Source organism: Burkholderia sp. BCC1972, assembly GCF_905339605.1.
In the GTDB taxonomy this organism is placed as follows: domain Bacteria; phylum Pseudomonadota; class Gammaproteobacteria; order Burkholderiales; family Burkholderiaceae; genus Burkholderia.
On record NZ_CAJPGH010000022.1, the window covers coordinates 32,040 to 50,858 of the forward strand.

Sequence of the window (18,819 nt, forward strand, 5' to 3'; positions counted from 1 at the left end):
GCCTGTCACCGCACCGAAGCGGCCTGCCCGGGCCCGCCGCACGACGATCCGCCGCCCGCCCGATCGGGGCCCGGCCGCGTTTCGCCCGGCGCGCATCGGTTCACCGCCGATCCGTTGACGCCAGCCCCGATTTCCATCACCCCGCGCAGCCGACGGTCCCGTGCCGCCGGCCGGCGCCGCTGTTTTTCGCGACCATGGAACTGCATCAAGACAACCATCCTCCCCTGACCCGCGGCATGACGCTGCTGTTTGCCTGCGCGTGCGGCATCGTCATCGGCAACATCTACTACGCGCAGCCGCTGCTCGCCGCGATCGCGCACAGCTTCGGCCGCGCGCCGACCGAACTCGGCTATCTCGTCACGCTGACGCAGCTCGGCTATGCGGCGAGCCTGCTGCTGATCGTCCCGCTCGGCGACGCGGTCAACCGCCATACGCTGATCGTGCGGCTGCTGATGCTCAACGTCGTCGCGCTGGCCGCGGTCACGTTCAGCACGAACTTCACGATGTTCGTCGTCGCGAACGTCGCGGTCGGCTTCGTCACCTGCTCGACGCAGCTGCTCGTGCCGTTCGCGGCATCGCTTGCCGACGCGCGCTCGCGCGGCCGCGCGGTCGGCACCGTGATGAGCGGGCTGTTGCTCGGCATCCTGCTCGCGCGCGTCGCGGCCGGCGCGATCGCCGACTGGTTCGGCTGGCGCGCGGTGTACGGCGTCGCCGCGGTGATGGTGGCGGCACTGACCGTCGTGCTCGCCGCGAAGCTGCCGAAGGATCGCCGCGACACGCGCGTCGACTATGCAGCCCTGATGAAGTCGCTCGTCGCGCTGGTGCGCGCACAACCGCTGATCGCGCTGCGCTCGTCCTACGGCGCGCTCGTGTTCGCGTGCTTCAGCCTGCTGTGGACGGGCCTCACGTTCCTGCTGAGCCAGCCGCCGTACGGCTATTCCGAAGGCAGGATCGGGCTGTTCGGCGTCGTCGGCGCGGTGGGCGCGCTCGCGGCGACGTCGGCCGGCCGGCTCGTCGATCGCGGCCACGGCAATGCCGCGACGGGATTGTTCGCGGCGGCCGTGCTCGCGTCGTTCGCGCTGATCGCGACCGGCTCGCACTCGCTCGCGGCGCTGATCGCCGGCATCCTGCTGCTCGACATCGGCGTGCAGGGCACGCACATCTCGAACCAGAGCGTGATCTATGCGCTGGCCGGCAACGCGCGCAGCCGCGTGACGACGATCTACCTGACGAGCTACTTCATCGGCGGCGCGTTCGGGTCGTTCGCGGCGAGCGTCGCGTACCGCATCGACGGCTGGCGCGGCGTATGCATTGCCGGCGCGGCGCTGTCGGGCGTGCTGCTCGCGCTGTGGCTCGCCTCGCAGCGCGCCGGCACGCGGCATGTCACGCAGTAATGCGGCCGTCCGCTTCCGCCGCCTGACGAACAAAGGCACGCCGCGCGAATCGCGGGCGTGCCTGTTTGACGACGTCGATACCGTGCGTGACGCGCTGGCGCCGGCCGCTCACGCGGCCGCGTCCGCGAAATCGATCAGCACCTTCATCGCGCGCTGCCGGTCGCCGGCCAATTCGAACGCGAGGTTCGCGTCGCGCATCGGGAACACGCGCGTGACGGCCGGCCGCAGGTCGACGCGCCCCGCATTGATCAGCTGCACCGCGAGCGCGAATTCCGCGTGGAAGCGGAACGATCCGCAGATCGACAGCTCCTTCGCGACCACGACGTTCTGCGGCAGGCTGACGTCGCCGCCGAGCCCCAGCTGCACGACGACGCCGCGCGGCCGCATCACGTCCAGCCCGTCGCGCAACGCGCGCGCATTGCCCGAACACTCGATCATCACGTCGAACGTGCCCTTGTCGGCGGCGTAACGCTCGACCCAGCCGGCATCGGCCGCCGCATTGATCGTGCGGTCGGCGCCGAGCGCGCTCGCCACTGCCAGCGGCGCCTCGACGACGTCGGTCGCGACGATCTCCGTCGCACCGTGCACGCGCGCCGCCGCGACCGCGAGCACGCCGATCGGCCCGCAGCCCGACACGAGCACGCGCTTGCCGATCAGCGGGCCCGCGCGCGACACCGCATGCAGTCCGACCGCGAACGGCTCGGCGAGCGCCGCGAGCGACAGCGGCACGTGGTCGGCAACCTTCACGCACTGCACCGCGTCGCACACGAGCGCGTTGCGGAACGCGCCCTGCACGTGCGGCATGCGCATCGCGCTGCCGTAGAAGCGCATGTCGAGACACTGGTTCGGCAGCCCTTCGAGGCAGTAGCGGCACGCGCCGCACGGCCGGCTCGGGTTGACCGCGACACGGTCGCCGACTTTCACCGACGTGACGTCCGGCGCGACTTCCGCGACCGTGCCGGCCACCTCGTGGCCGAGCACCATCGGCTGCTGCAGCCGGATCGCGCCGAAGCCGCCATGCCGGAAGTAATGCAGGTCGGAGCCGCAGATGCCGCCCATCGCGACATCGACGCGCACCTGGCCCGGGCCGATCTCGCCCGCGTCCTGCTCCTCGACCCGCAGGTCGTTCGGCCCGTGGATCACCACACACATGCAACGCATACGCATGACACGCTCCTTGTCAGACGGCACTGGTCAGCCCGCCATCCACGAACAGCGTCTGGCCGTTCACGAAATCGGATGCGGCCGATGCGAGGAAGATCGCCGCGCCGCACAGCTCGTCGACGCGCCCCCAGCGGCCGGCCGGCGTGCGCTTGCACAGCCAGTCCGAGAACGCCGCGTCGTCGACCAGCGCGCGATTCAGTTCGGTTTCGAAGTAGCCCGGCGCGAGGCCGTTCGCCTGGATGCCGTGGCGTGCCCAGTCGGCGCACATCCCTTTCGTCAGCATCCGCACCGCGCCCTTGGTCGCCGCATACGGCGCGATCGTCGGCCGCGCGAGTTCGCTCTGCACCGAGCAGATGTTGATGATCTTCCCGTGGCCGCGCGCGATCATGTGCCGCGCGACGGCCTGCGCGACGTTGAACACGCCGTCGAGGTTCACGCGCATCAGCGCCTGCCAGTCGTCCGGTTCGAAGGTGTCGAGCGGCGCGCGGCGCTGGATGCCGGCGTTGTTCACGAGGATGTCGATCGCGCCGACGCGCGCCTCGAAAGCGTCGATCGCCGCGCGCACCTGCGCGTGCTCGACGACGTCGAACACCGCATGGTCGGCAGCAAAACCTTCGTCGCGGAAACGGCGCGCGAGCGTCGCGGCCTTCTCCTCATTGCGATCGTTGATGACGATCGCGGCGCCGGCTTCCGCGAGCCCGCGGGCGAGCGTGAGCCCGATTCCGCGTCCGGAGCCGGTAATCAGTGCGCGGCGGCCGTCAAGGCGGAACCGGTCAAGCGCATGGGTCATGGATGTCTCCTCGTGCCAGTCGAGCCGGCGGCCCATCGCGGCCGGTCTCGCGTCGACGCTATCTTCCGCCGCCGGACGGAACCCGCGCCAATGGTCTTTTTTGATCCGGTTATCATGAAATCTGATTACCGCCTTCCCGAGCCTGCCGCCCATGGAACTCAAGCAATTGCGCGCCTTCGTCACGCTCGCGGAAGAGCTGCATTTCGGGCGTGCCGCGCAGCGCCTGTTCATCGTGCAGCCCGCGCTGAGCATGCAGATCAAGGCACTCGAGGAAGAGCTGGGCGCGCGCCTGTTCGAGCGCGACCGGCACAAGGTCGAACTGAGCGACACGGGGCGCGTGTTCCTGCCCGAGGCGCGCGCCACGCTGCAGCAGGCCGCGCGCGCGGAGCAGCTGGCGCGGCTGTCGAGCCGCGGCGAAATCGGCACGCTGCGGATCGCGTTCGTGTCGTCGGTGCTGCCCGCGCTGCTGCCGGCCGTGCTGCGCACGATGCGTGAGCGCTATCCGCTGATCGCGCTCGAACTGAAGGACATGCCGACGCCCGACCAGATCGCCGCGCTGCGCGACCGGCGCATCGATTTCGGGATGATCCGGCTGCCGGCCGCGTATGCGGGCATCGACACGCGCGTGGTGCTCGAGGAGGGATTCGTCGTCGCGCTGCCGCTCGGCCATCCGCTGGCCGTGCATGATGCGATCGCGCCGGCCGCGTTGCGCGGCCAGCCGGCGTTCGTGCTCGCGCGCCGCTACGCGCCCGGCTTTCACGACGACATGCTGCTCGCGCTGAGCCGCGCGGGCACGACGCTCGAGATTGCGCAGGAGTTCGGGGAATTCACGACGATGCTCGCACTCGTCGCGGCCGGAATGGGGATCGGGCTGATCCCGGCGGAAGCCGCGAGCGCGCTGCCGCCGAACGTGCTCGCGCGGCCGCTCGACCTGGCCGGACATCGCACCGGCATCGGCCTCGCGTGGACCGATCTCGACAGCCCGTTGAAACGTGCGTTCGTCGATGCGATCGAGCAGGTGACGGCGAACGCCGGGCAATAAAAAACCCGGCCGGGAAACCCCGGGCCGGGCTCGTTCGCTGCGCAAGCCGCGTTGCGGCGGCCGCGCAACGTGCGGGATTACTTCGCGTTCGCGAATGCGACTGCCGTATCCAGCATGCGGTTCGAGAAACCCCACTCGTTGTCGTACCAGCTCGACACCTTGACGAGGCGGCCCGACACCTTGGTCAGCGTCGCGTCGAACGTCGACGAAGCCGGGTTGTGGTTGAAGTCGATCGACACCAGCGGTGCGTCGTTGTAGCCGAGGATGCCCTTCAGCGCGCCTTCCGATGCTTCCTTCATGATCGCGTTGACTTCCTCGACCGTCGTGTCGCGCTTCGCGATGAACGACAGGTCGACGACCGACACGTTGATCGTCGGGACGCGGATCGCGTAACCGTCGAGCTTGCCGTTCAGTTCCGGCAGCACGAGGCCGACGGCCGAAGCCGCGCCCGTCTTCGTCGGGATCTGGCTGTGCGTCGCCGAACGCGCGCGGCGCAGGTCTTCGTGATAGACGTCCGTCAGCACCTGGTCGTTCGTGTACGCGTGGATCGTCGTCATCAGGCCGGTTTCGAGGCCGATCTTGTCGTTCAGCGGCTTGACGAGCGGCGCGAGGCAGTTCGTCGTGCACGATGCGTTCGAGATGACCGTGTGCTCGGCCTTCAGCACGTTGTGGTTCACGCCGTAGACGATCGTCGCGTCGACGTCCTTGCCGCCCGGCGCCGAGATGATCACCTTCTTCGCGCCGCCCTTCAGGTGCGCGCTCGCCTTTTCCTTCGTCGTGAAGAAGCCCGTGCATTCCATCACGACGTCGACGCCCAGTTCGCCCCACGGCAGTTCGGCCGGGTTGCGGTTCGCCAGCACGCGGATCTTGTCGCCGTTCACGACGAGGTAGTCGCCGTCGACCGACACTTCGCCCGGGAACTTGCCGTGCGCGGTGTCGTACTGGGTCAGGTGCGCGTTGGTCTTCGCATCACCCAGGTCGTTGATCGCGACGATCTCGAGATCGTGCTTCTTGCCGTTTTCATAGAACGCGCGCAGCGTGTTGCGGCCGATACGGCCGTAGCCGTTGATTGCGACGCGAATCGTCATGGTCTATCTCCTGATGGCTGAAAAAATTCGTTTCGTGCAGCTTCACGGTGCGACGCGCGCGCGGGGTGGCGCGCGTCGCTTATGGTCTTAGGCCAGTACGGCCTTCGCGGTCTCGACGACGTGTTCGACGGTGAAGCCGAAGTACTTGAACAGCACGCCGGCCGGTGCCGATTCGCCGAACGTGTCGATCCCGACGACGCCGCCTTCGAGGCCGACGTACTTGTGCCAGAAGCTCGTCACGCCCGCTTCGATCGCGACGCGGCGCACGCCGTGCGGCAGCACGCGTTCGCGGTATTCGGCGTCCTGGCGGTCGAACACGTTGGTCGACGGCATCGACACGACGCGGGCCGCGATGCCCTGCTGCGCGAGCGGCTCGACGGCCTTCATCGCGAGTTCGACTTCCGAGCCCGTCGCGATCAGGATGATCTTGCGCGCGACGATCTCCTCGTCCCAGTCCTTCAGCACGTAGCCGCCCTTCGCGATGTTCGCGATCTGCGCGTCGGTACGCGGGTTGAACGCGAGGTTCTGGCGGCTGAAGATCAGGCTCGACGGACGATCCGCGGCGACCGCGTGCGTCCACGCGACGGCCGTCTCGACCGTGTCGGCCGGACGCCACACGTCGTGGTTCGGGATCAGGCGCAGGCTCGACACGTGCTCGATCGACTGGTGCGTCGGGCCGTCTTCGCCGAGGCCGATCGAATCGTGCGTGAACACGAAGATCGACGGCACCTTCATCAGCGCGGCGACGCGCAGCGCGTTGCGGCTGTAGTCGGAGAACGTCAGGAACGTACCGCCGAACGGCTTGTGGCCGCCGTGCAGCGCGAGGCCGTTGATCGCGGCGCTCATGCCGAATTCGCGCACGCCGTAGTTGATGTGGTTGCCCAGCGCGACGCCCGGGCCTTCCGGATTCGCGCGGACCGCCTTCGACGCCTTCCAGTTGGTCAGGTTCGAGCCGGTCAGGTCGGCCGAGCCGCCGAGCAGTTCGGGCAGCGCGGCAGCCAGGCCTTCGATCGCCTGCTGCGACGCCTTGCGGGTCGCCACCGTCTCGCCGCGCTCGTTCGCGCCGGCGATGATCGCTGCCGCCTTCTCGGCCCAGTCGGCCGGCAGCTGGTTGGCCATCCGGCGCTCGAATTCGGCGGCTTCTGCCGGGAACTTGGCGCGATAAGCAGCGAACGTCGCGTCCCATTCGGTTTCGGCGCGCTTGCCGGCTTCCTTCGCATCCCATGCCGCGTAGACTTCCTGCGGAATCACGAACGGCTCCCACTTCCAGCCGAGCGCTTCGCGCGTCTTCGCGATTTCTTCCGCGCCGAGCGCCGCGCCGTGCACGTCGTGGCCGCCGGCCTTGGTTGCCGCGCCCTGGCCGATCACCGTCTTGCAGCAGATCAGCGTCGGCTTGTCCGACAGCTTCGCCTTCGCGATGGCCGCGTCGACCGCGTCGACGTCATGGCCGTTCACGTTCGGGATCACGTTCCAGCCGTACGCCTCGAAGCGCTTCGGCGTGTCGTCGTGGAACCAGTTCACGACGTCGCCGTCGATCGAGATGCCGTTGTCGTCGTACAGCGCGATCAGCTTGTTCAGCTTCAGCGTGCCCGCGAGCGAGCAGGCTTCGTGCGAGATGCCTTCCATCAGGCAGCCGTCGCCGAGGAACACGTACGTGTGGTGATCGACGATCTTCGCGCCGTCGCGGTTGAACTCGTCGGCCATCAGCGCTTCGCCGAGCGCCATGCCGACCGCGTTCGCGAGGCCCTGGCCGAGCGGGCCGGTGGTCGTCTCGACGCCCGGCGTGATCCCGTATTCCGGGTGACCCGGCGTCTTCGAGTGCAGCTGGCGGAAGTTCTTCAGCTCTTCGATCGGCAGGTCGTAGCCGGTCAGGTGCAGCAGCGAGTACAGCAGCATCGAGCCATGGCCGTTCGACAGCACGAAGCGGTCGCGGTCGGCCCAGTGCGGGTTCGTCGGGTTGTGCTTCAGGTGGCGCGACCAGAGCGCGACGCCGATTTCGGCCATGCCCATCGGCATGCCGGGGTGGCCGGAGTTCGCTTGCTGGACGGCGTCCATCGCGAGCGCACGGATCGCGTTGGCCATCAGGGTGGTGGAGGCGGGAGACGAAGTCGTCATGTCGAGTCCGGAGAACGAGTCGAGGAAACGGGGGCACGGCGGCATCCGGAAGCTCGAGCGTCAATCGTTCCCGGCGCGCGGTGCGGCGCCTGACGGACGCGAAGCGGACGGAGCCTACGGACGGGGCTGCAAAGCTCGTCATTTTAACAGATGGGCTGACATTTCCCTTGTCGGCGCGTAGTGTTCCGGCACGGTTTTCCGTCAAAGCGCCGGCCTCCTATAATTCAGACGTCGGAACTGCCTGCCCCCGAGTGGCCCGCCCGTGAGCACCACCCTTCTCTTTCACCCTACGCCCCACGCCACCTACGGCTTCCCGAATGCCCGGCGGCTCGCGCACGTCGCGTCCCCGCACCAGCAGATCGAAGTCTGGGAAACGCCGCAGCTCGGCCGCCTGTTCACGCTGGACGGCCGGCCGATGACGTCGGTCGGCGACGAGTACGTCTATCACGAGTGCATGACGCACCCGGCCGCGCTCGCGCACCCGTCGCCGAAGAAGGCGCTCGTGCTCGGCGGCGGCGACGGCGGCGCGGCACGCCAGTTGCTCAAGCACGCGTGCCTCGAGCGGATCGTGATCGCGGAGCTCGACGACGAAGTGATCGGGATGGCGCGCCGCTATCTCGACGACGTGCACCAGGGCGCGCTCGACGACCCGCGCGTCGAGGTCGTGATCGGCGACGCCGCGCATTTCGTCGACTCGACCGTCGAGCATTTCGATCTCGTCGTGTTCGACCTCACGCCGCCCGATTCTCCGGCGGCCGGCCTCTATACGCGCGCGTTCTACGCGCGGCTCAAGCGCATTCTCACGCCGTGCGGCGCGATCTCGTTGCATCTCGGCTCGCCGGTGTTCCACGCCACGCGCATCGCCGCGCTGCTCGACGACCTGCGCGCGAGCTTCGCGGTCGTCGATCCGCTGTCCGCGCACGTGCCGCTGTACGGTTCGCAGTGGCTGATGGCGATCGCGAGCGACACGCTCGACGCGGCCGCGCTGTTCGCGCACGACATCGACGAACGGCTCGCGGCCCGTCGCGTCCACGGCCTGCGCTACTACGATGCGCGGCTGCATGCGTCCCTCTTTGCCCTGCCGCGCGCGCTGCGCGATACACTGGGCGTTCGCCGCTGAGCGTCCGGTCGGCCGTATCGTTCCGCCATTCCGTCGAGGTCCTGCATGGTTCGCCGTGCGAAACACGGAACCGGAGCGACCCGGACGCCGCGCCACCCTGGTCCCACAGGAGATTTTCATGACCGATCCACGTCCGGCCAACGTGCCTTGGTTGACGCCCTACCTGGCCGTACGCAACGCGCGCGCGGCCATCGATTTCTTCAAGGCCGCCTTCGGCTTCGCGCTGCGCGACGTGCACGACGAGGACGGCGCGATCATGCACGTCGAGATGAGCTACCGCGGCCAGCTGATCGTGATGTTCGCGCCCGAAGGCGCGTTCGGCTCGACCGCGCTCACGCCGAAGAGCTCGAACTCGACCGCACCGCAATCGTTCTATCTGTATGTCGACGACGTCGACGCCACCTGGCAGCGCGCGCTCGACGCAGGCGCGAAGTCGCTGAGCGCGCCGCAGGACCAGTTCTGGGGCGACCGCTTCGCGCAGATCGAGGATCTCGACGGCTACCGATGGGCGCTTGGACGCCGTCTCGACGCATGACCGACACCGCAACACGCATGAACGAAGCCACCACTACCGCGGCCGTGCCGCGCTTTTTCGTCGACGCCGCATTGCGCGCCGACGCCACGCTCGCGTTGCCGGCCGATGTCGCGCGCCACGCCCAGGTGCTGCGCCTGCAACCCGGCGACATGCTCGCGCTGTTCGACGGCAGCGGCGGCCAGTACCGCGCGCGGCTCGTCGAGATCGACAAGCGCAGCGCGATCGTGCAGATCGAGGCATTCGAGGCGGCCGAAGCCGAGCCGCCCTACCGCGTGACGCTTGCGCAAGGGATCGCCGGCGGCGACAAGATGGACTGGGTGATCGAGAAGGCCGTCGAGCTCGGCGTCGCGGCGGTCGTGCCGCTGTCGACCGCGCGCGGCGTCGTGAAGCTGTCCGGTGAACGCGCGGACAAGCGCGTCGCGCACTGGCGCGGCGTCGTGCGTGCGTCGTGCGAACAGTGCGGGCGCAACCGTGTACCCGACGTCGCGCCGGTCGCCGGCTTCCACGCGTGGCTCGATACGTTGCCGGCTGCGCCGGCCGACGGCGAGTTGCGACTGCTGCTGTCGCCGCGTGCGAGCATCCCGTTCGCGTCGCTGCCCGACGCGCCGCCTGCGGCTACCATCACGCTGCTGATCGGCCCCGAAGGCGGGCTGTCGCCCGACGAGGAAAGCGCGGCGCGCGCCCGCGGGTTCACCGCGTTGTCGCTCGGGCCGCGCGTACTGCGCACCGAGACGGCCGGCGCGGCCGTGCTCGCGGCGTTGGCAGCGCGCTGGGGCGGGTGGTAAAGCGCGTCAGCGAACCGCGTTCAACGGCTCGATGTCGATGACGCCGGAACCCTTGAGCACCGACGCCAGCGCGTCGATGCTGGCCGCATCGGGTTCGAATGTCGGCGCGGCAACCCGCAACGGCGGCGTCGCCCGGATCGCCTGGATCAGCGGCCCGCGGTAGCGCAGGTTCATCATCATCTGGACGGCCTGCACGACGCTGATCGGCCGACCGTCGTGCCAGAACGTCGCGGCATCCACCGTATCGTTCCAGCCCTGGATGAAGCCGCCGGCATCGATCCGCGTGTTCAGGTCGATCCATCGCTGCTTCTTCGCGTCGACGCCGTCGGCCGACGCCTGCATCGCGTCGGCCGCGCGGTTCACTTCGGCATCGTGCTGCGTGCGCCATGCCATGTAACCGAGCGCGAACACCATGTTGTCCGGCAGGATGTCGTCTTCCTGCACGACGTCGAACAGCCGCCGCGGCGCCTGGTTCGCGACGAACTCCGGCGTCAGGATCCAGACGCTCCCGTTGCGCAACGCGCCGGTCGTCCTGCCGAGCGCGGGCTCGCCGCTATCCACCACGATGCGTGTCAGCAGCCGCGCATCGACCAGTTCGTTCATCTGGCCGGCCAGCGCCGACGATGCGTGAATCGCGCCGGCCACCGCCGCATACTGGTCCGGTGTCGAGCGCGTGCGCAGGTCGGCAAGCAGGCGCTCGACGGCCGGATACGCGGCCTGCGACGCCGGCATCGGCGCCGGGTCGGCAGCGACGGCATCCGCAGTCGCCACGCCGGCCATCGACGCCACAGTTACGGCAACCAGCAGCCCTCGTGCGAAAACGTTCATCGTTGACTCCCTGGTTCGAATGTCCGGCGCGCCGGCAACGTGCACGACGGCCAGCGTGCTGCCGATTACTTGTCGGCGTCGCCGTTCGCGTCCCGTATCTGGCTCATCAGCGCGTTGGCGACGGGTCGCAGCACCTGGGCGGGGGCATCCATGATCCAGCCCTTGCCGTCCGTGCCATGCAGGTCGATCCGGCCTGTCATCGGCCGGCTCGTCGACGCGTGGTCGAACACGGGTACCAAGCCCTTCAAGAACGTCGCGAGGTATGCCGCGCGCGCGTTGTCGTCCTCCGAGCGCGGCTCGTCGATCTTCTCCTGCAGCGCCCTCAAGCCAGGCTCCACCTCGGCGACGCGGCACGCGAATTCGACCGTCGCGATCGATTCGCCTTCCACGGATTCGTTCGGTTTCCGGGTCGAGCCGGTGGCCTTGCACTCGGAGCGCGCGAGTGCATGCTGAAATGACTCGATCGCCGCGGTGGCCGGCCCACTCACCGTTGCGCGCACCGTCGCCGGCACCTTGTTCAGGATCGAGGCGACGATAGCCTCGCTCACCTTGTCGGCGAGCTTCGCCACGGCCGCCACGTCGAGCACACCCTTGCCGTCGAAGTGCGTGCGGGTTGCCTCGTTGAACTGCTCGGCCTTCGATACGTCGCCATTGACGAATGCGCCGAGATACAGGTCGGTGGTTTGCTCGGGCGTCAGCACCGCGGCCTGCGCGGCCAGCGGGATGCCGAGCGACAGTACGCACGCGGCCAGCGCGTACGCGAGCGGACGGCGCGCACCGGCGCGCGCCGCGAATCGGGTAGCGGTCATGGGAAAGCGGCCCTCTCTCGAATGATTGTGTTGTGCGCCCGTCGCAGTGACTGCGATCGGGCCGAGCGATTGTCGCGGAAAAAAGTGCGCGATGAAAGGCGTTTGTCGGGCCAGGTCAGGCATGCGCGCATCGCGCAGGCGCAAAAAAGCCCGCTCGAGGCGGGCTTCTTGCCGGATCGGCCGCGGGCCGATGCGTGCTTACGCGAACGAGTAGAACACGCGGAACGCAACCTTGCGCTCGGCCCAGAACTCCGCCGCCTCGCGGAACACGTCGAGCAGCGTCTCGCGCCCTTCCTTGTCGAATTTCTGCGCGATCGGCAGCCCCTCGAGGACGATCACGAAACCGGGCTGCGCGCCGGCCTTCGCGACGAGGTCGGTCAAGCAGTCGTACAGCGCGTCGTAGTTCTTCCCGAAATGCTTCGGGAACAGGAACGACGTCGCGATCGTTTCCATCACTTCCTGCTTCGACTGCGCGGCGCCGCAATACGCGAACAGGAAGTGCTGGCCGAGCCGGCTGGCTTCGTCGGCGAGATCCTGCACGCGGAACGCGCGGATCGACTGCACGAGATTGGGTCGCACGGTCGTGAAAAGGCTCATAGGCTCCTCGTTCGATGAAAGCCCGGGCTCGGCTTCCTGTTGCTCCGGCGTGCCGCCAGCCTGCGCCGCCGCGTGCAGTTGAATCACGCGCTGAAACAGATTGCCGTCGCCGGCTGCGAACAGTTCCGCCGCCGCCGTATCGTGCGCGTAGATGGAGTCGCTCATGCCATTCGTCCCGAAGTCATTCAACAATACGTTTAAAACTGTTGTAGTGGTCGCCCGTGTAATAACAGTTGTCGATCCGGCGCAAGGGCCCGCCACAGACGATCCGGCGCGCGCCGCGATTGCGGGCACGCGGCGTCGGCACCGTGTATTCATGGTAGTAGCCGCGCTTCGCCTTCGGCAGGATCCGCTCGCGGTTGCCGAACACGACGCCGTCTTTCTCGTACGGATAGGGGCCGCCCGCGCCGATCAGGCCCAGCGTGGTCACGGCCTCGCGCGGAAGACTGGCAGCCGGAATCGTGTCGAGCCCGCTGGCGGCCACGTCGGCCGGAACGGCCTCCCGTGCGTAAGCGGCGGAAACCAGACTACCCGCCGGCGTGCCGACGATACCCATCGCGAACATCGCGAAGACGGACGCGAGCGCGCCGTTGCGGAGCCACTTGCGTGCCATGAACCAGGGTTCCCGCTGTTAAATCAAGTAGTTGACGACCAACAAAGGCGTTAGCGTAGCGTTATTGGCCGCGCGAATCAATGTCCGTTTGGGAATCGAAAGCGTCGTGATATCCGGAATGACGCATTTCTTACCGAAATTACACTACATTTATCTTGCATAGGATAAAATCCAGACGGCATCTCGCCAATGGCAGGAACTGCCTCCCTGCCTCGCTCGCTGTCCGGAGGGAGAGATGCTGCTTGTTGCTTGCGGGAAGCGCGTGTGCGCCCTGCCCGGCGGCGTGCCCATTGCGGGCACGCCTCTTTTTGCTTTTGTTTACAATTTTCCCGACGCGCCACGCCGGTTCGACCGGCCTGGCGCGTTCGTTTTGGCTCAGCGCGCGGCGTTCACGTCGGCCACCAGCAGCGCCGCCATGTTGACGATGCGGCGAACGGTCGCCGATTCGGTCAGCACGTGGACCGGCTGTGCGGCGCCCAGCAGGATCGGCCCGATCGCGATGTTGTTGCCGGCGGCCGTCTTCAGCAGGTTGTACGCGATGTTCGCGGCGTCGATGTTCGGCAGGATCAGCAGGTTCGCGTCGCCTTCCAGCGTCGATTCCGGCAGGATTTCCTTGCGCAGCGCCGCGTCGAGCGCGACGTCGCCGTGCATTTCGCCGTCGACCTTCAGTTCCGGCGCGGTTTCCTGCAGGATCGCGAGCGTATCGCGCATCTTCTTCGCCGAAGGTGCATTGCTCGTGCCGAAATTCGAATGCGACAGCAGCGCGACCTTCGGCTCGATGCCGAACCGGCGCACTTCTTCCGCCGCCATGATCGTGATCTCGGCCAGCTGCTCCGGGGTCGGATCGACGTTCACGTGCGTATCGACGAGGAAAATCTGGCGGCCCGGCAGCACGAGGCCGTTCATCGCCGCGTACACGCTGCAACCCGGGCGCTTGCCGATCACCTGGTCGATGAAGTGCAGGTGGCGGTGCGTGGTGCTGATCGTGCCGCAGATCATCCCGTCCGCTTCGCCCTTCTTCACCAGCATCGAGCCGATCAGCGTCGTGCGGCGACGCATTTCGACGCGCGCGAGCTGCTCGCTGATGCCCTTGCGCGCCATCATCTTGTGGTACGTCTGCCAGAAGTCGCGGTAGCGCTCGTCGTGCTCGGTGTTGACGACCGTGAAATCGGTGCCCGGCGTGAGGCGCAGGCCATAGCGCTGGATACGGTGCTCGATCACCGACGGGCGGCCGATCAGGATCGGCTTGGCCAGTTTCTCGTCGACGATGATCTGAACGGCGCGCAACACGCGCTCTTCTTCGCCTTCCGCGAACACGACGCGCTTCTTCTCTTCCGGCGCCGCGCGCGCGATCTGGAAGATCGGCTTCATCGTCGTGCCGCTGTGATACACGAACTGCTGCAGGTGGACGCGGTACGCCTCCATGTCCTCGATCGGGCGCGTCGCGACGCCGCCGTCCATCGCGGCCTGCGCGACGGCCGGCGCGATCTTCACGATCAGGCGCGGATCGAACGGCTTCGGGATCAGGTATTCGGGCCCGAACGACAGGTCCTGGATGCCGTACGCGGTCGCGACGATGTCGCTCTGCTCGTGCTGTGCGAGTTCGGCGATCGCATTGACGGCCGCGATCTCCATTTCACGCGTGATCGTCGTCGCGCCGACGTCGAGCGCGCCGCGGAAGATGAACGGGAAGCACAGGACGTTGTTGACCTGGTTCGGGTAGTCGGTGCGGCCGGTCGCGAGAATCGCGTCGGGGCGCACTTCGAGCGCCGCTTCCGGCAGGATTTCCGGCGTCGGGTTCGCGAGCGCGAGGATCAGCGGGCGCTCGGCCATGCCCTTCACCATCTCCTGCTTCAGCACGCCCGCGGCCGACAGGCCGAGGAAGATGTCCGCGCCGTCGATCACTTCGGCCAGCGTCCGCGCTTCCGTTTCGCGCGCGAAACGCTCCTTGTCCGGATCCATCAGCTCGGTGCGGCCCTTGTAGACCACGCCGGCCAGGTCGGTCACCGTGATGTTCTCGAGCGGCAGGCCGATGTCGACCAGCAGGTCCAGGCATGCGAGCGCGGCCGCGCCGGCGCCGGACGCGACGAGCTTGACCTTCTTGATGTCCTTGTTGACGACCTTCAGGCCGTTCGTGACGGCCGCGGCCACGACGATCGCGGTGCCGTGCTGGTCGTCGTGGAACACCGGGATCTTCATCCGCTTGCGCGCCTCGCGCTCGACGATGAAGCAATCCGGCGCCTTGATGTCTTCCAGGTTGATCCCGCCGAAGGTCGGCTCGAGCGCGGCGATCACGTCGACCAGCTTGTGCGGGTCCGATTCGTTCAGCTCGATGTCGAACACGTCGATGCCCGCGAACTTCTTGAACAGCACGGCCTTGCCTTCCATCACCGGCTTCGATGCGAGCGGGCCGATATTGCCGAGGCCGAGCACTGCCGTGCCGTTCGTGACGACGCCGACCAGATTGCTGCGCGCGGTGAAACGCGCCGCGTTGAGCGGATTCTCGACGATCTCCTCGCACGCGTACGCCACACCCGGCGAGTACGCGAGCGCGAGGTCGCGCTGGTTGATCATCTGCTTGGTCGGGGCGATCGCGATTTTCCCGGGGGTCGGGAATTCGTGATAGTCGAGCGCGGCTTCACGGAGTTTGGCTTTGGAGGAGGCTTGAGTAGACATGTGTCTCGTGGCGGGCGGATTAGAATAACTGTTCGACGGCATTGTAGCGCCAATCATCGGCCGCCAGACCGGCGATTCGGGTGCAACAGCCGCGACAAAAATGAACCGAACGGTGAAGGAACGCTGCCGCTCGCCTCGTACAATGCCGTTCCTCCAATCGTTTCGGATTACCCGCCGTGCCAGCCGCCCTTTCCGAGTTTTCGCTGATCGAACGCTTCTTCACGCGCCGTGCCGCGCAGGGCGCCCGCGCGTCGACGCTCGGCATTGGTGACGATTGCGCGCTGATCACGCCGCGATCCGGGAAATTGCTGGCCATTTCGACGGACATGCTGGTGGAAGGCCGCCATTTCTTCCCCGATGTCGCACCCGACGCACTCGGCCACAAGACGCTCGCGGTCAACTTGTCCGACCTCGCGGCGATGGGCGCCGAGCCGCGCGCGTTCACGCTCGCGTGCGCGCTGCCGCGCGCCGACGCGGCGTGGCTCGAGGCCTTCAGCAACGGGCTGTTCGCGCTCGCCGAGCGCTACGGCTGCGAGCTGATCGGCGGCGACACGACGAGCGGGCCGCTGAACCTGTGCGTGACCGTGTTCGGCGAAGTCGCGCCCGACGCGGCGCTGCGGCGCGACGCCGCGCGCGACGGCGACGACGTGTGGGTGTCCGGCACGCTCGGCGATGCACGCGCAGGCCTCGGCGTCGCGCGCGGCGAATGGGCGGCCGGCGCGGACGAAGCGGCCGCGTTCCGGCGCGCGCTCGAGCGGCCCGAGCCGCGCGTCGCGCTCGGCCTGGCGCTGGCCGGCGTCGCGCACGCGGCGCTCGACCTGTCCGACGGCCTCGCCGGCGACCTGCAGCACATCCTGACGCGCTCGAACGTGCGCGCCGAGATCGACGCCGACGCGGTACCGCGTTCGGCCGCGCTCGCGACGCTGCCGCCCGACGTGCAGCGCCGCTGCACGCTGGCGGGCGGCGACGACTACGAGCTGTGCTTCACCGCGCCGGCCGCGGCCCGCGCGGCGGTCGAGGCGGCCGGCGCAACGGCCGGTGTGCCGGTCACGCGAATCGGTACAATACGCGCGTTGTCCGCGCCGTCGGCGCAACCCGCGATCGCGTGGCACGACGCCGCCGGCGCGCCCCTCGCTCTCACGTTGCGCGGCTTCGACCACTTCCATGCAGACTGACCCGACGCCCGCGCACGCCGCGGCCGAGACCGGTGCCGCGCACCACGCGCCGAAGCGCGCGACCGTGCGCTTCATGCTGTCGCACCCGGCGCACATCGTGTCGCTCGGCTTCGGCAGCGGGCTCGCGCCGATCATGCCCGGCACGTTCGGCTCGCTGTTCGGCTGGCTCAGTTTCGTCGCGCTCAACCGCTACCTGACGGTGCCCGAATGGTGGGCGCTGATCGCCGTCGGCTTCGTGGCGGGCACGTGGATCACCGGTTTCACCGCGAAGCAGATGGGCACGTCCGATCCAGGCGCCGTCGTCTGGGACGAAATCGTCGCGATCTGGCTCGTGATGCTGTTCGTCACGCCCGCGACGTTCATCGGCCAGCTGTGGGCGTTCGTCGCGTTCCGCTGCTTCGACATGATCAAGCCGCCGCCGATCCGCTATTTCGACCGCCGCCTGACAGGCGGGCCCGGCATCATGGTCGACGACCTGGTCGCCGCGTTCATGACGCTGCTCGTGATCGCCCTGTGGCGCTCCGTCGTCGGCTGACCGATTTCCCGACTCCCGTTTCCCGACGCGCATGCCAACCGATTCCGTCGTCCATCAGCTTGCGATCCGCGCAGGCAACAAGCTGCGTGACGAGCACCTCACGCTCGCCACCGCCGAATCCTGCACCGGCGGGATGATCGCCACGGCGATCACCGACATTTCCGGCAGCAGCCAGTGGTTCGAGCGCGGCTTCGTCACGTATTCGAACCAGGCCAAGATCGAGATGATCGGCGTGCCGCCCGACCTGATCGACAAGCACGGCGCCGTCAGCGAGCCCGTCGCGCGTGCGATGGCCGAAGGCGCGCTGCGCAACAGCCGCGCGCAGGTCGCGCTGTCCGTCACGGGCATCGCGGGCCCGGCCGGCGGCAGCGAGAAGAAGCCGGTCGGCACCGTGTCGTTCGGCTGGAGCAACCGGCTGCATACCGACGTCGAGACGCTCGTGTTCAAGGGCGACCGCGAGCAGATCCGCACGCAGGCGGCCGCGCATGCGCTGCGCGGGCTGCTGAAGCTGCTCGACGAGCGCGAAGGCTGACCGGGGCGCGTGGCGCGCCCCGCCCGCTCGCGGGCCTGCGATACGGAAGCGACGGGAGGTTGTCCGCGCGCGTCAATGCGGCGGACGTCGGGGAAGGCAGGTGCGCGGCCCGCGAATGCGGGCCCGGCGAAGCAAGGCCACCCGGCCGGGCGGCCGGTATGTCAGCGATGCGCGTTGATCGTGTCGCGCGTCTTCTGCGCGGCGAGCGCCGCGGCTTCGGTGAAATCCTCACCCTTGCTCGCGTACAGAATTGCGCGCGACGAGTTGATCATCATGCCGGTGCCGTCGGCCGTGCGGCCCGCGTTGACGGTCGCCTGCACGTCGCCGCCCTGCGCGCCGATGCCGGGGATCAGCAACGGCATGTCGCCGACGATCCCGCGCACGATCTCGATTTCCTTCGGGAACGTCGCACCGACCACGAGGCCGAGCTGGCCGTTCTTCGCGTTCCACTTGTTCGCCGCGAGGTCGGCGACGACCTGGTACAGCGGCCGGCCGTTCGTGTCGAGGAACTGCAGATCCGAACCGCCCGGGTTCGACGTGCGGCACAGCACGATCACGCCCTTGCCTTCGTGCTCGAAGTACGGCTCGACCGAGTCGTAGCCCATGTACGGATTCACCGTGACGGCGTCCGCACGATAGCGCTCGAACGCTTCGCGCGCGTACTGCTCGGCCGTGCTGCCGATGTCGCCGCGCTTCGCGTCGAGGATCACGGGCAGGCCCGGATGCTGGAGGTGGATGTGCGCGATCAGGCGCTCGAGCTGGTCTTCCGCGCGATGCGCGGCGAAGTAGGCGATCTGCGGCTTGAACGCGCTCGCGTACGGCGCGGTCGCGTCGACGATCTGCCTGCAGAATTCGAAGATCGCGTCGGGCTGGCCGTCGAACTGCACGGGAAAGCGCGACGGCTCGGGATCGAGGCCGACGCACAGCAGCGAATTCGTGCGCTGCCACGCGGCGCGCAGCGATTCAATGAAAGTAAGCGGGGAAGACATGGCGGGTACTCGCGGCAAACCGTTGGTAGACC

The 18,819-nt window shown here is 68.1% G+C and carries 18 protein-coding genes; 8 read left to right on the forward strand and 10 right to left on the reverse strand.

Annotated elements, in window-relative coordinates; all coding sequences use genetic code 11:
- Nucleotides 1-194 precede the first annotated feature (194 nt).
- Complete coding sequence (locus U5798_RS26695) at nucleotides 195-1,394, forward strand: MFS transporter (protein WP_322083756.1); 1,200 nt, start codon at nucleotides 195-197, stop codon at nucleotides 1,392-1,394.
- Nucleotides 1,395-1,502: 108 nt separating this feature from the next.
- Here U5798_RS26695 and U5798_RS26700 read toward each other — a convergent pair whose 3' ends face one another.
- A complete protein-coding gene (locus U5798_RS26700) occupies nucleotides 1,503-2,561 on the reverse strand; it encodes an L-idonate 5-dehydrogenase (protein ID WP_124455368.1) in 1,059 nt (352 codons plus the stop codon).
- Nucleotides 2,562-2,574: 13 nt separating this feature from the next.
- On the reverse strand, nucleotides 2,575-3,348 hold the full coding sequence (locus U5798_RS26705) for an SDR family NAD(P)-dependent oxidoreductase (protein ID WP_322083757.1): 774 nt from the start codon (nucleotides 3,346-3,348) through the stop codon (nucleotides 2,575-2,577).
- 151 nt (nucleotides 3,349-3,499) lie between these two features.
- Here U5798_RS26705 and U5798_RS26710 point away from each other — a divergent pair, with 151 nt between their 5' ends.
- Nucleotides 3,500-4,390: a LysR family transcriptional regulator gene (locus U5798_RS26710; protein WP_124455366.1), complete on the forward strand. Its 891-nt coding sequence runs from the start codon at nucleotides 3,500-3,502 to the stop codon at nucleotides 4,388-4,390.
- Between the two features lie 77 nt (nucleotides 4,391-4,467).
- Here the strand turns inward: U5798_RS26710 and gap are convergent, their stop codons facing one another.
- On the reverse strand, nucleotides 4,468-5,478 hold the full coding sequence (gene gap, locus U5798_RS26715) for a type I glyceraldehyde-3-phosphate dehydrogenase (RefSeq protein ID WP_014898111.1): 1,011 nt from the start codon (nucleotides 5,476-5,478) through the stop codon (nucleotides 4,468-4,470).
- Between the two features lie 87 nt (nucleotides 5,479-5,565).
- On the reverse strand, nucleotides 5,566-7,638 hold the full coding sequence (gene tkt, locus U5798_RS26720) for a transketolase (protein ID WP_124455365.1): 2,073 nt from the start codon (nucleotides 7,636-7,638) through the stop codon (nucleotides 5,566-5,568).
- A gap of 217 nt (nucleotides 7,639-7,855) precedes the next feature.
- On the opposite strand from tkt, the gene speE reads away from it, so the two are divergent.
- From speE to U5798_RS26735, 3 genes are all read left to right on the forward strand, one after another.
- The gene (gene speE / locus U5798_RS26725) at nucleotides 7,856-8,713 is read left to right on the forward strand and encodes a polyamine aminopropyltransferase (RefSeq protein WP_124455364.1); all 858 of its coding nucleotides are present in this window, start codon (nucleotides 7,856-7,858) and stop codon (nucleotides 8,711-8,713) included.
- Between the two features lie 118 nt (nucleotides 8,714-8,831).
- Complete coding sequence (locus tag U5798_RS26730; RefSeq protein ID WP_124455363.1) at nucleotides 8,832-9,248, forward strand: VOC family protein; 417 nt, start codon at nucleotides 8,832-8,834, stop codon at nucleotides 9,246-9,248.
- Between the two features lie 17 nt (nucleotides 9,249-9,265).
- The gene (locus U5798_RS26735) at nucleotides 9,266-10,033 is read left to right on the forward strand and encodes a 16S rRNA (uracil(1498)-N(3))-methyltransferase (RefSeq protein ID WP_124455362.1); all 768 of its coding nucleotides are present in this window, start codon (nucleotides 9,266-9,268) and stop codon (nucleotides 10,031-10,033) included.
- 6 nt (nucleotides 10,034-10,039) lie between these two features.
- Here U5798_RS26735 and U5798_RS26740 read toward each other — a convergent pair whose 3' ends face one another.
- From U5798_RS26740 to U5798_RS26760, 5 genes are all read right to left on the reverse strand, one after another.
- The gene (locus U5798_RS26740; RefSeq protein ID WP_322083758.1) at nucleotides 10,040-10,861 is read right to left on the reverse strand and encodes a hypothetical protein; all 822 of its coding nucleotides are present in this window, start codon (nucleotides 10,859-10,861) and stop codon (nucleotides 10,040-10,042) included.
- A 65-nt stretch (nucleotides 10,862-10,926) separates the two neighbouring features.
- Nucleotides 10,927-11,670: a hypothetical protein gene (locus U5798_RS26745; protein WP_322083759.1), complete on the reverse strand. Its 744-nt coding sequence runs from the start codon at nucleotides 11,668-11,670 to the stop codon at nucleotides 10,927-10,929.
- A 198-nt stretch (nucleotides 11,671-11,868) separates the two neighbouring features.
- A complete protein-coding gene (locus U5798_RS26750) occupies nucleotides 11,869-12,432 on the reverse strand; it encodes a barstar family protein (protein ID WP_124455359.1) in 564 nt (187 codons plus the stop codon).
- Nucleotides 12,433-12,448: 16 nt separating this feature from the next.
- Complete coding sequence (locus tag U5798_RS26755) at nucleotides 12,449-12,880, reverse strand: ribonuclease domain-containing protein (protein WP_124455358.1); 432 nt, start codon at nucleotides 12,878-12,880, stop codon at nucleotides 12,449-12,451.
- A 375-nt stretch (nucleotides 12,881-13,255) separates the two neighbouring features.
- Entirely contained in the window at nucleotides 13,256-15,598 is a 2,343-nt protein-coding gene (locus U5798_RS26760) for an NADP-dependent malic enzyme (protein ID WP_311767312.1), read from the reverse strand.
- 134 nt (nucleotides 15,599-15,732) lie between these two features.
- On the opposite strand from U5798_RS26760, the gene thiL reads away from it, so the two are divergent.
- Genes thiL through U5798_RS26775 form a run of 3 tightly spaced genes read left to right on the forward strand, consistent with a single transcriptional unit; the run spans nucleotide 15,733 to nucleotide 17,798 of the window.
- The gene (gene thiL, locus U5798_RS26765) at nucleotides 15,733-16,731 is read left to right on the forward strand and encodes a thiamine-phosphate kinase (protein ID WP_322083760.1); all 999 of its coding nucleotides are present in this window, start codon (nucleotides 15,733-15,735) and stop codon (nucleotides 16,729-16,731) included.
- The gene (locus tag U5798_RS26770) at nucleotides 16,721-17,266 is read left to right on the forward strand and encodes a phosphatidylglycerophosphatase A (RefSeq protein ID WP_124455355.1); all 546 of its coding nucleotides are present in this window, start codon (nucleotides 16,721-16,723) and stop codon (nucleotides 17,264-17,266) included. Before thiL ends, U5798_RS26770 begins: the two co-directional genes overlap by 11 nt.
- 31 nt (nucleotides 17,267-17,297) lie before the next feature.
- Nucleotides 17,298-17,798 (forward strand): CinA family protein, encoded by a 501-nt coding sequence (locus tag U5798_RS26775; protein ID WP_124455354.1) that lies wholly within the window; start codon nucleotides 17,298-17,300, stop codon nucleotides 17,796-17,798.
- Between the two features lie 161 nt (nucleotides 17,799-17,959).
- On the opposite strand, the gene pyrF is transcribed toward U5798_RS26775, so the two are convergent.
- Nucleotides 17,960-18,787, reverse strand: coding sequence for an orotidine-5'-phosphate decarboxylase (gene pyrF, locus U5798_RS26780; protein ID WP_322083761.1), 828 nt, complete (start codon nucleotides 18,785-18,787; stop codon nucleotides 17,960-17,962).
- Between the last annotated feature and the right edge of the window lie 32 nt (nucleotides 18,788-18,819).

What these genes read in the sequence shown, in the direction of transcription:
- U5798_RS26695 (WP_322083756.1), top strand. Translation starts at nt 195, where the DNA reads ATGGAACTGCATCAAGACAACCATCCTCCCCTGACCCGCGGCATGACG.
- U5798_RS26700 (WP_124455368.1), bottom strand. Translation starts at nt 2,561, where the DNA reads ATGCGTATGCGTTGCATGTGTGTGGTGATCCACGGGCCGAACGACCTG.
- U5798_RS26705 (WP_322083757.1), bottom strand. Translation starts at nt 3,348, where the DNA reads ATGACCCATGCGCTTGACCGGTTCCGCCTTGACGGCCGCCGCGCACTG.
- U5798_RS26710 (WP_124455366.1), top strand. Translation starts at nt 3,500, where the DNA reads ATGGAACTCAAGCAATTGCGCGCCTTCGTCACGCTCGCGGAAGAGCTG.
- gap (WP_014898111.1), bottom strand. Translation starts at nt 5,478, where the DNA reads ATGACGATTCGCGTCGCAATCAACGGCTACGGCCGTATCGGCCGCAAC.
- tkt (WP_124455365.1), bottom strand. Translation starts at nt 7,638, where the DNA reads ATGCCGCCGTGCCCCCGTTTCCTCGACTCGTTCTCCGGACTCGACATG.
- U5798_RS26730 (WP_124455363.1), top strand. Translation starts at nt 8,832, where the DNA reads ATGACCGATCCACGTCCGGCCAACGTGCCTTGGTTGACGCCCTACCTG.
- U5798_RS26735 (WP_124455362.1), top strand. Translation starts at nt 9,266, where the DNA reads ATGAACGAAGCCACCACTACCGCGGCCGTGCCGCGCTTTTTCGTCGAC.
- U5798_RS26740 (WP_322083758.1), bottom strand. Translation starts at nt 10,861, where the DNA reads ATGAACGTTTTCGCACGAGGGCTGCTGGTTGCCGTAACTGTGGCGTCG.
- U5798_RS26745 (WP_322083759.1), bottom strand. Translation starts at nt 11,670, where the DNA reads ATGACCGCTACCCGATTCGCGGCGCGCGCCGGTGCGCGCCGTCCGCTC.
- U5798_RS26750 (WP_124455359.1), bottom strand. Translation starts at nt 12,432, where the DNA reads ATGAGCGACTCCATCTACGCGCACGATACGGCGGCGGCGGAACTGTTC.
- U5798_RS26755 (WP_124455358.1), bottom strand. Translation starts at nt 12,880, where the DNA reads ATGGCACGCAAGTGGCTCCGCAACGGCGCGCTCGCGTCCGTCTTCGCG.
- U5798_RS26760 (WP_311767312.1), bottom strand. Translation starts at nt 15,598, where the DNA reads ATGCCGTCGAACAGTTATTCTAATCCGCCCGCCACGAGACACATGTCT.
- U5798_RS26770 (WP_124455355.1), top strand. Translation starts at nt 16,721, where the DNA reads ATGCAGACTGACCCGACGCCCGCGCACGCCGCGGCCGAGACCGGTGCC.
- U5798_RS26775 (WP_124455354.1), top strand. Translation starts at nt 17,298, where the DNA reads ATGCCAACCGATTCCGTCGTCCATCAGCTTGCGATCCGCGCAGGCAAC.
- pyrF (WP_322083761.1), bottom strand. Translation starts at nt 18,787, where the DNA reads ATGTCTTCCCCGCTTACTTTCATTGAATCGCTGCGCGCCGCGTGGCAG.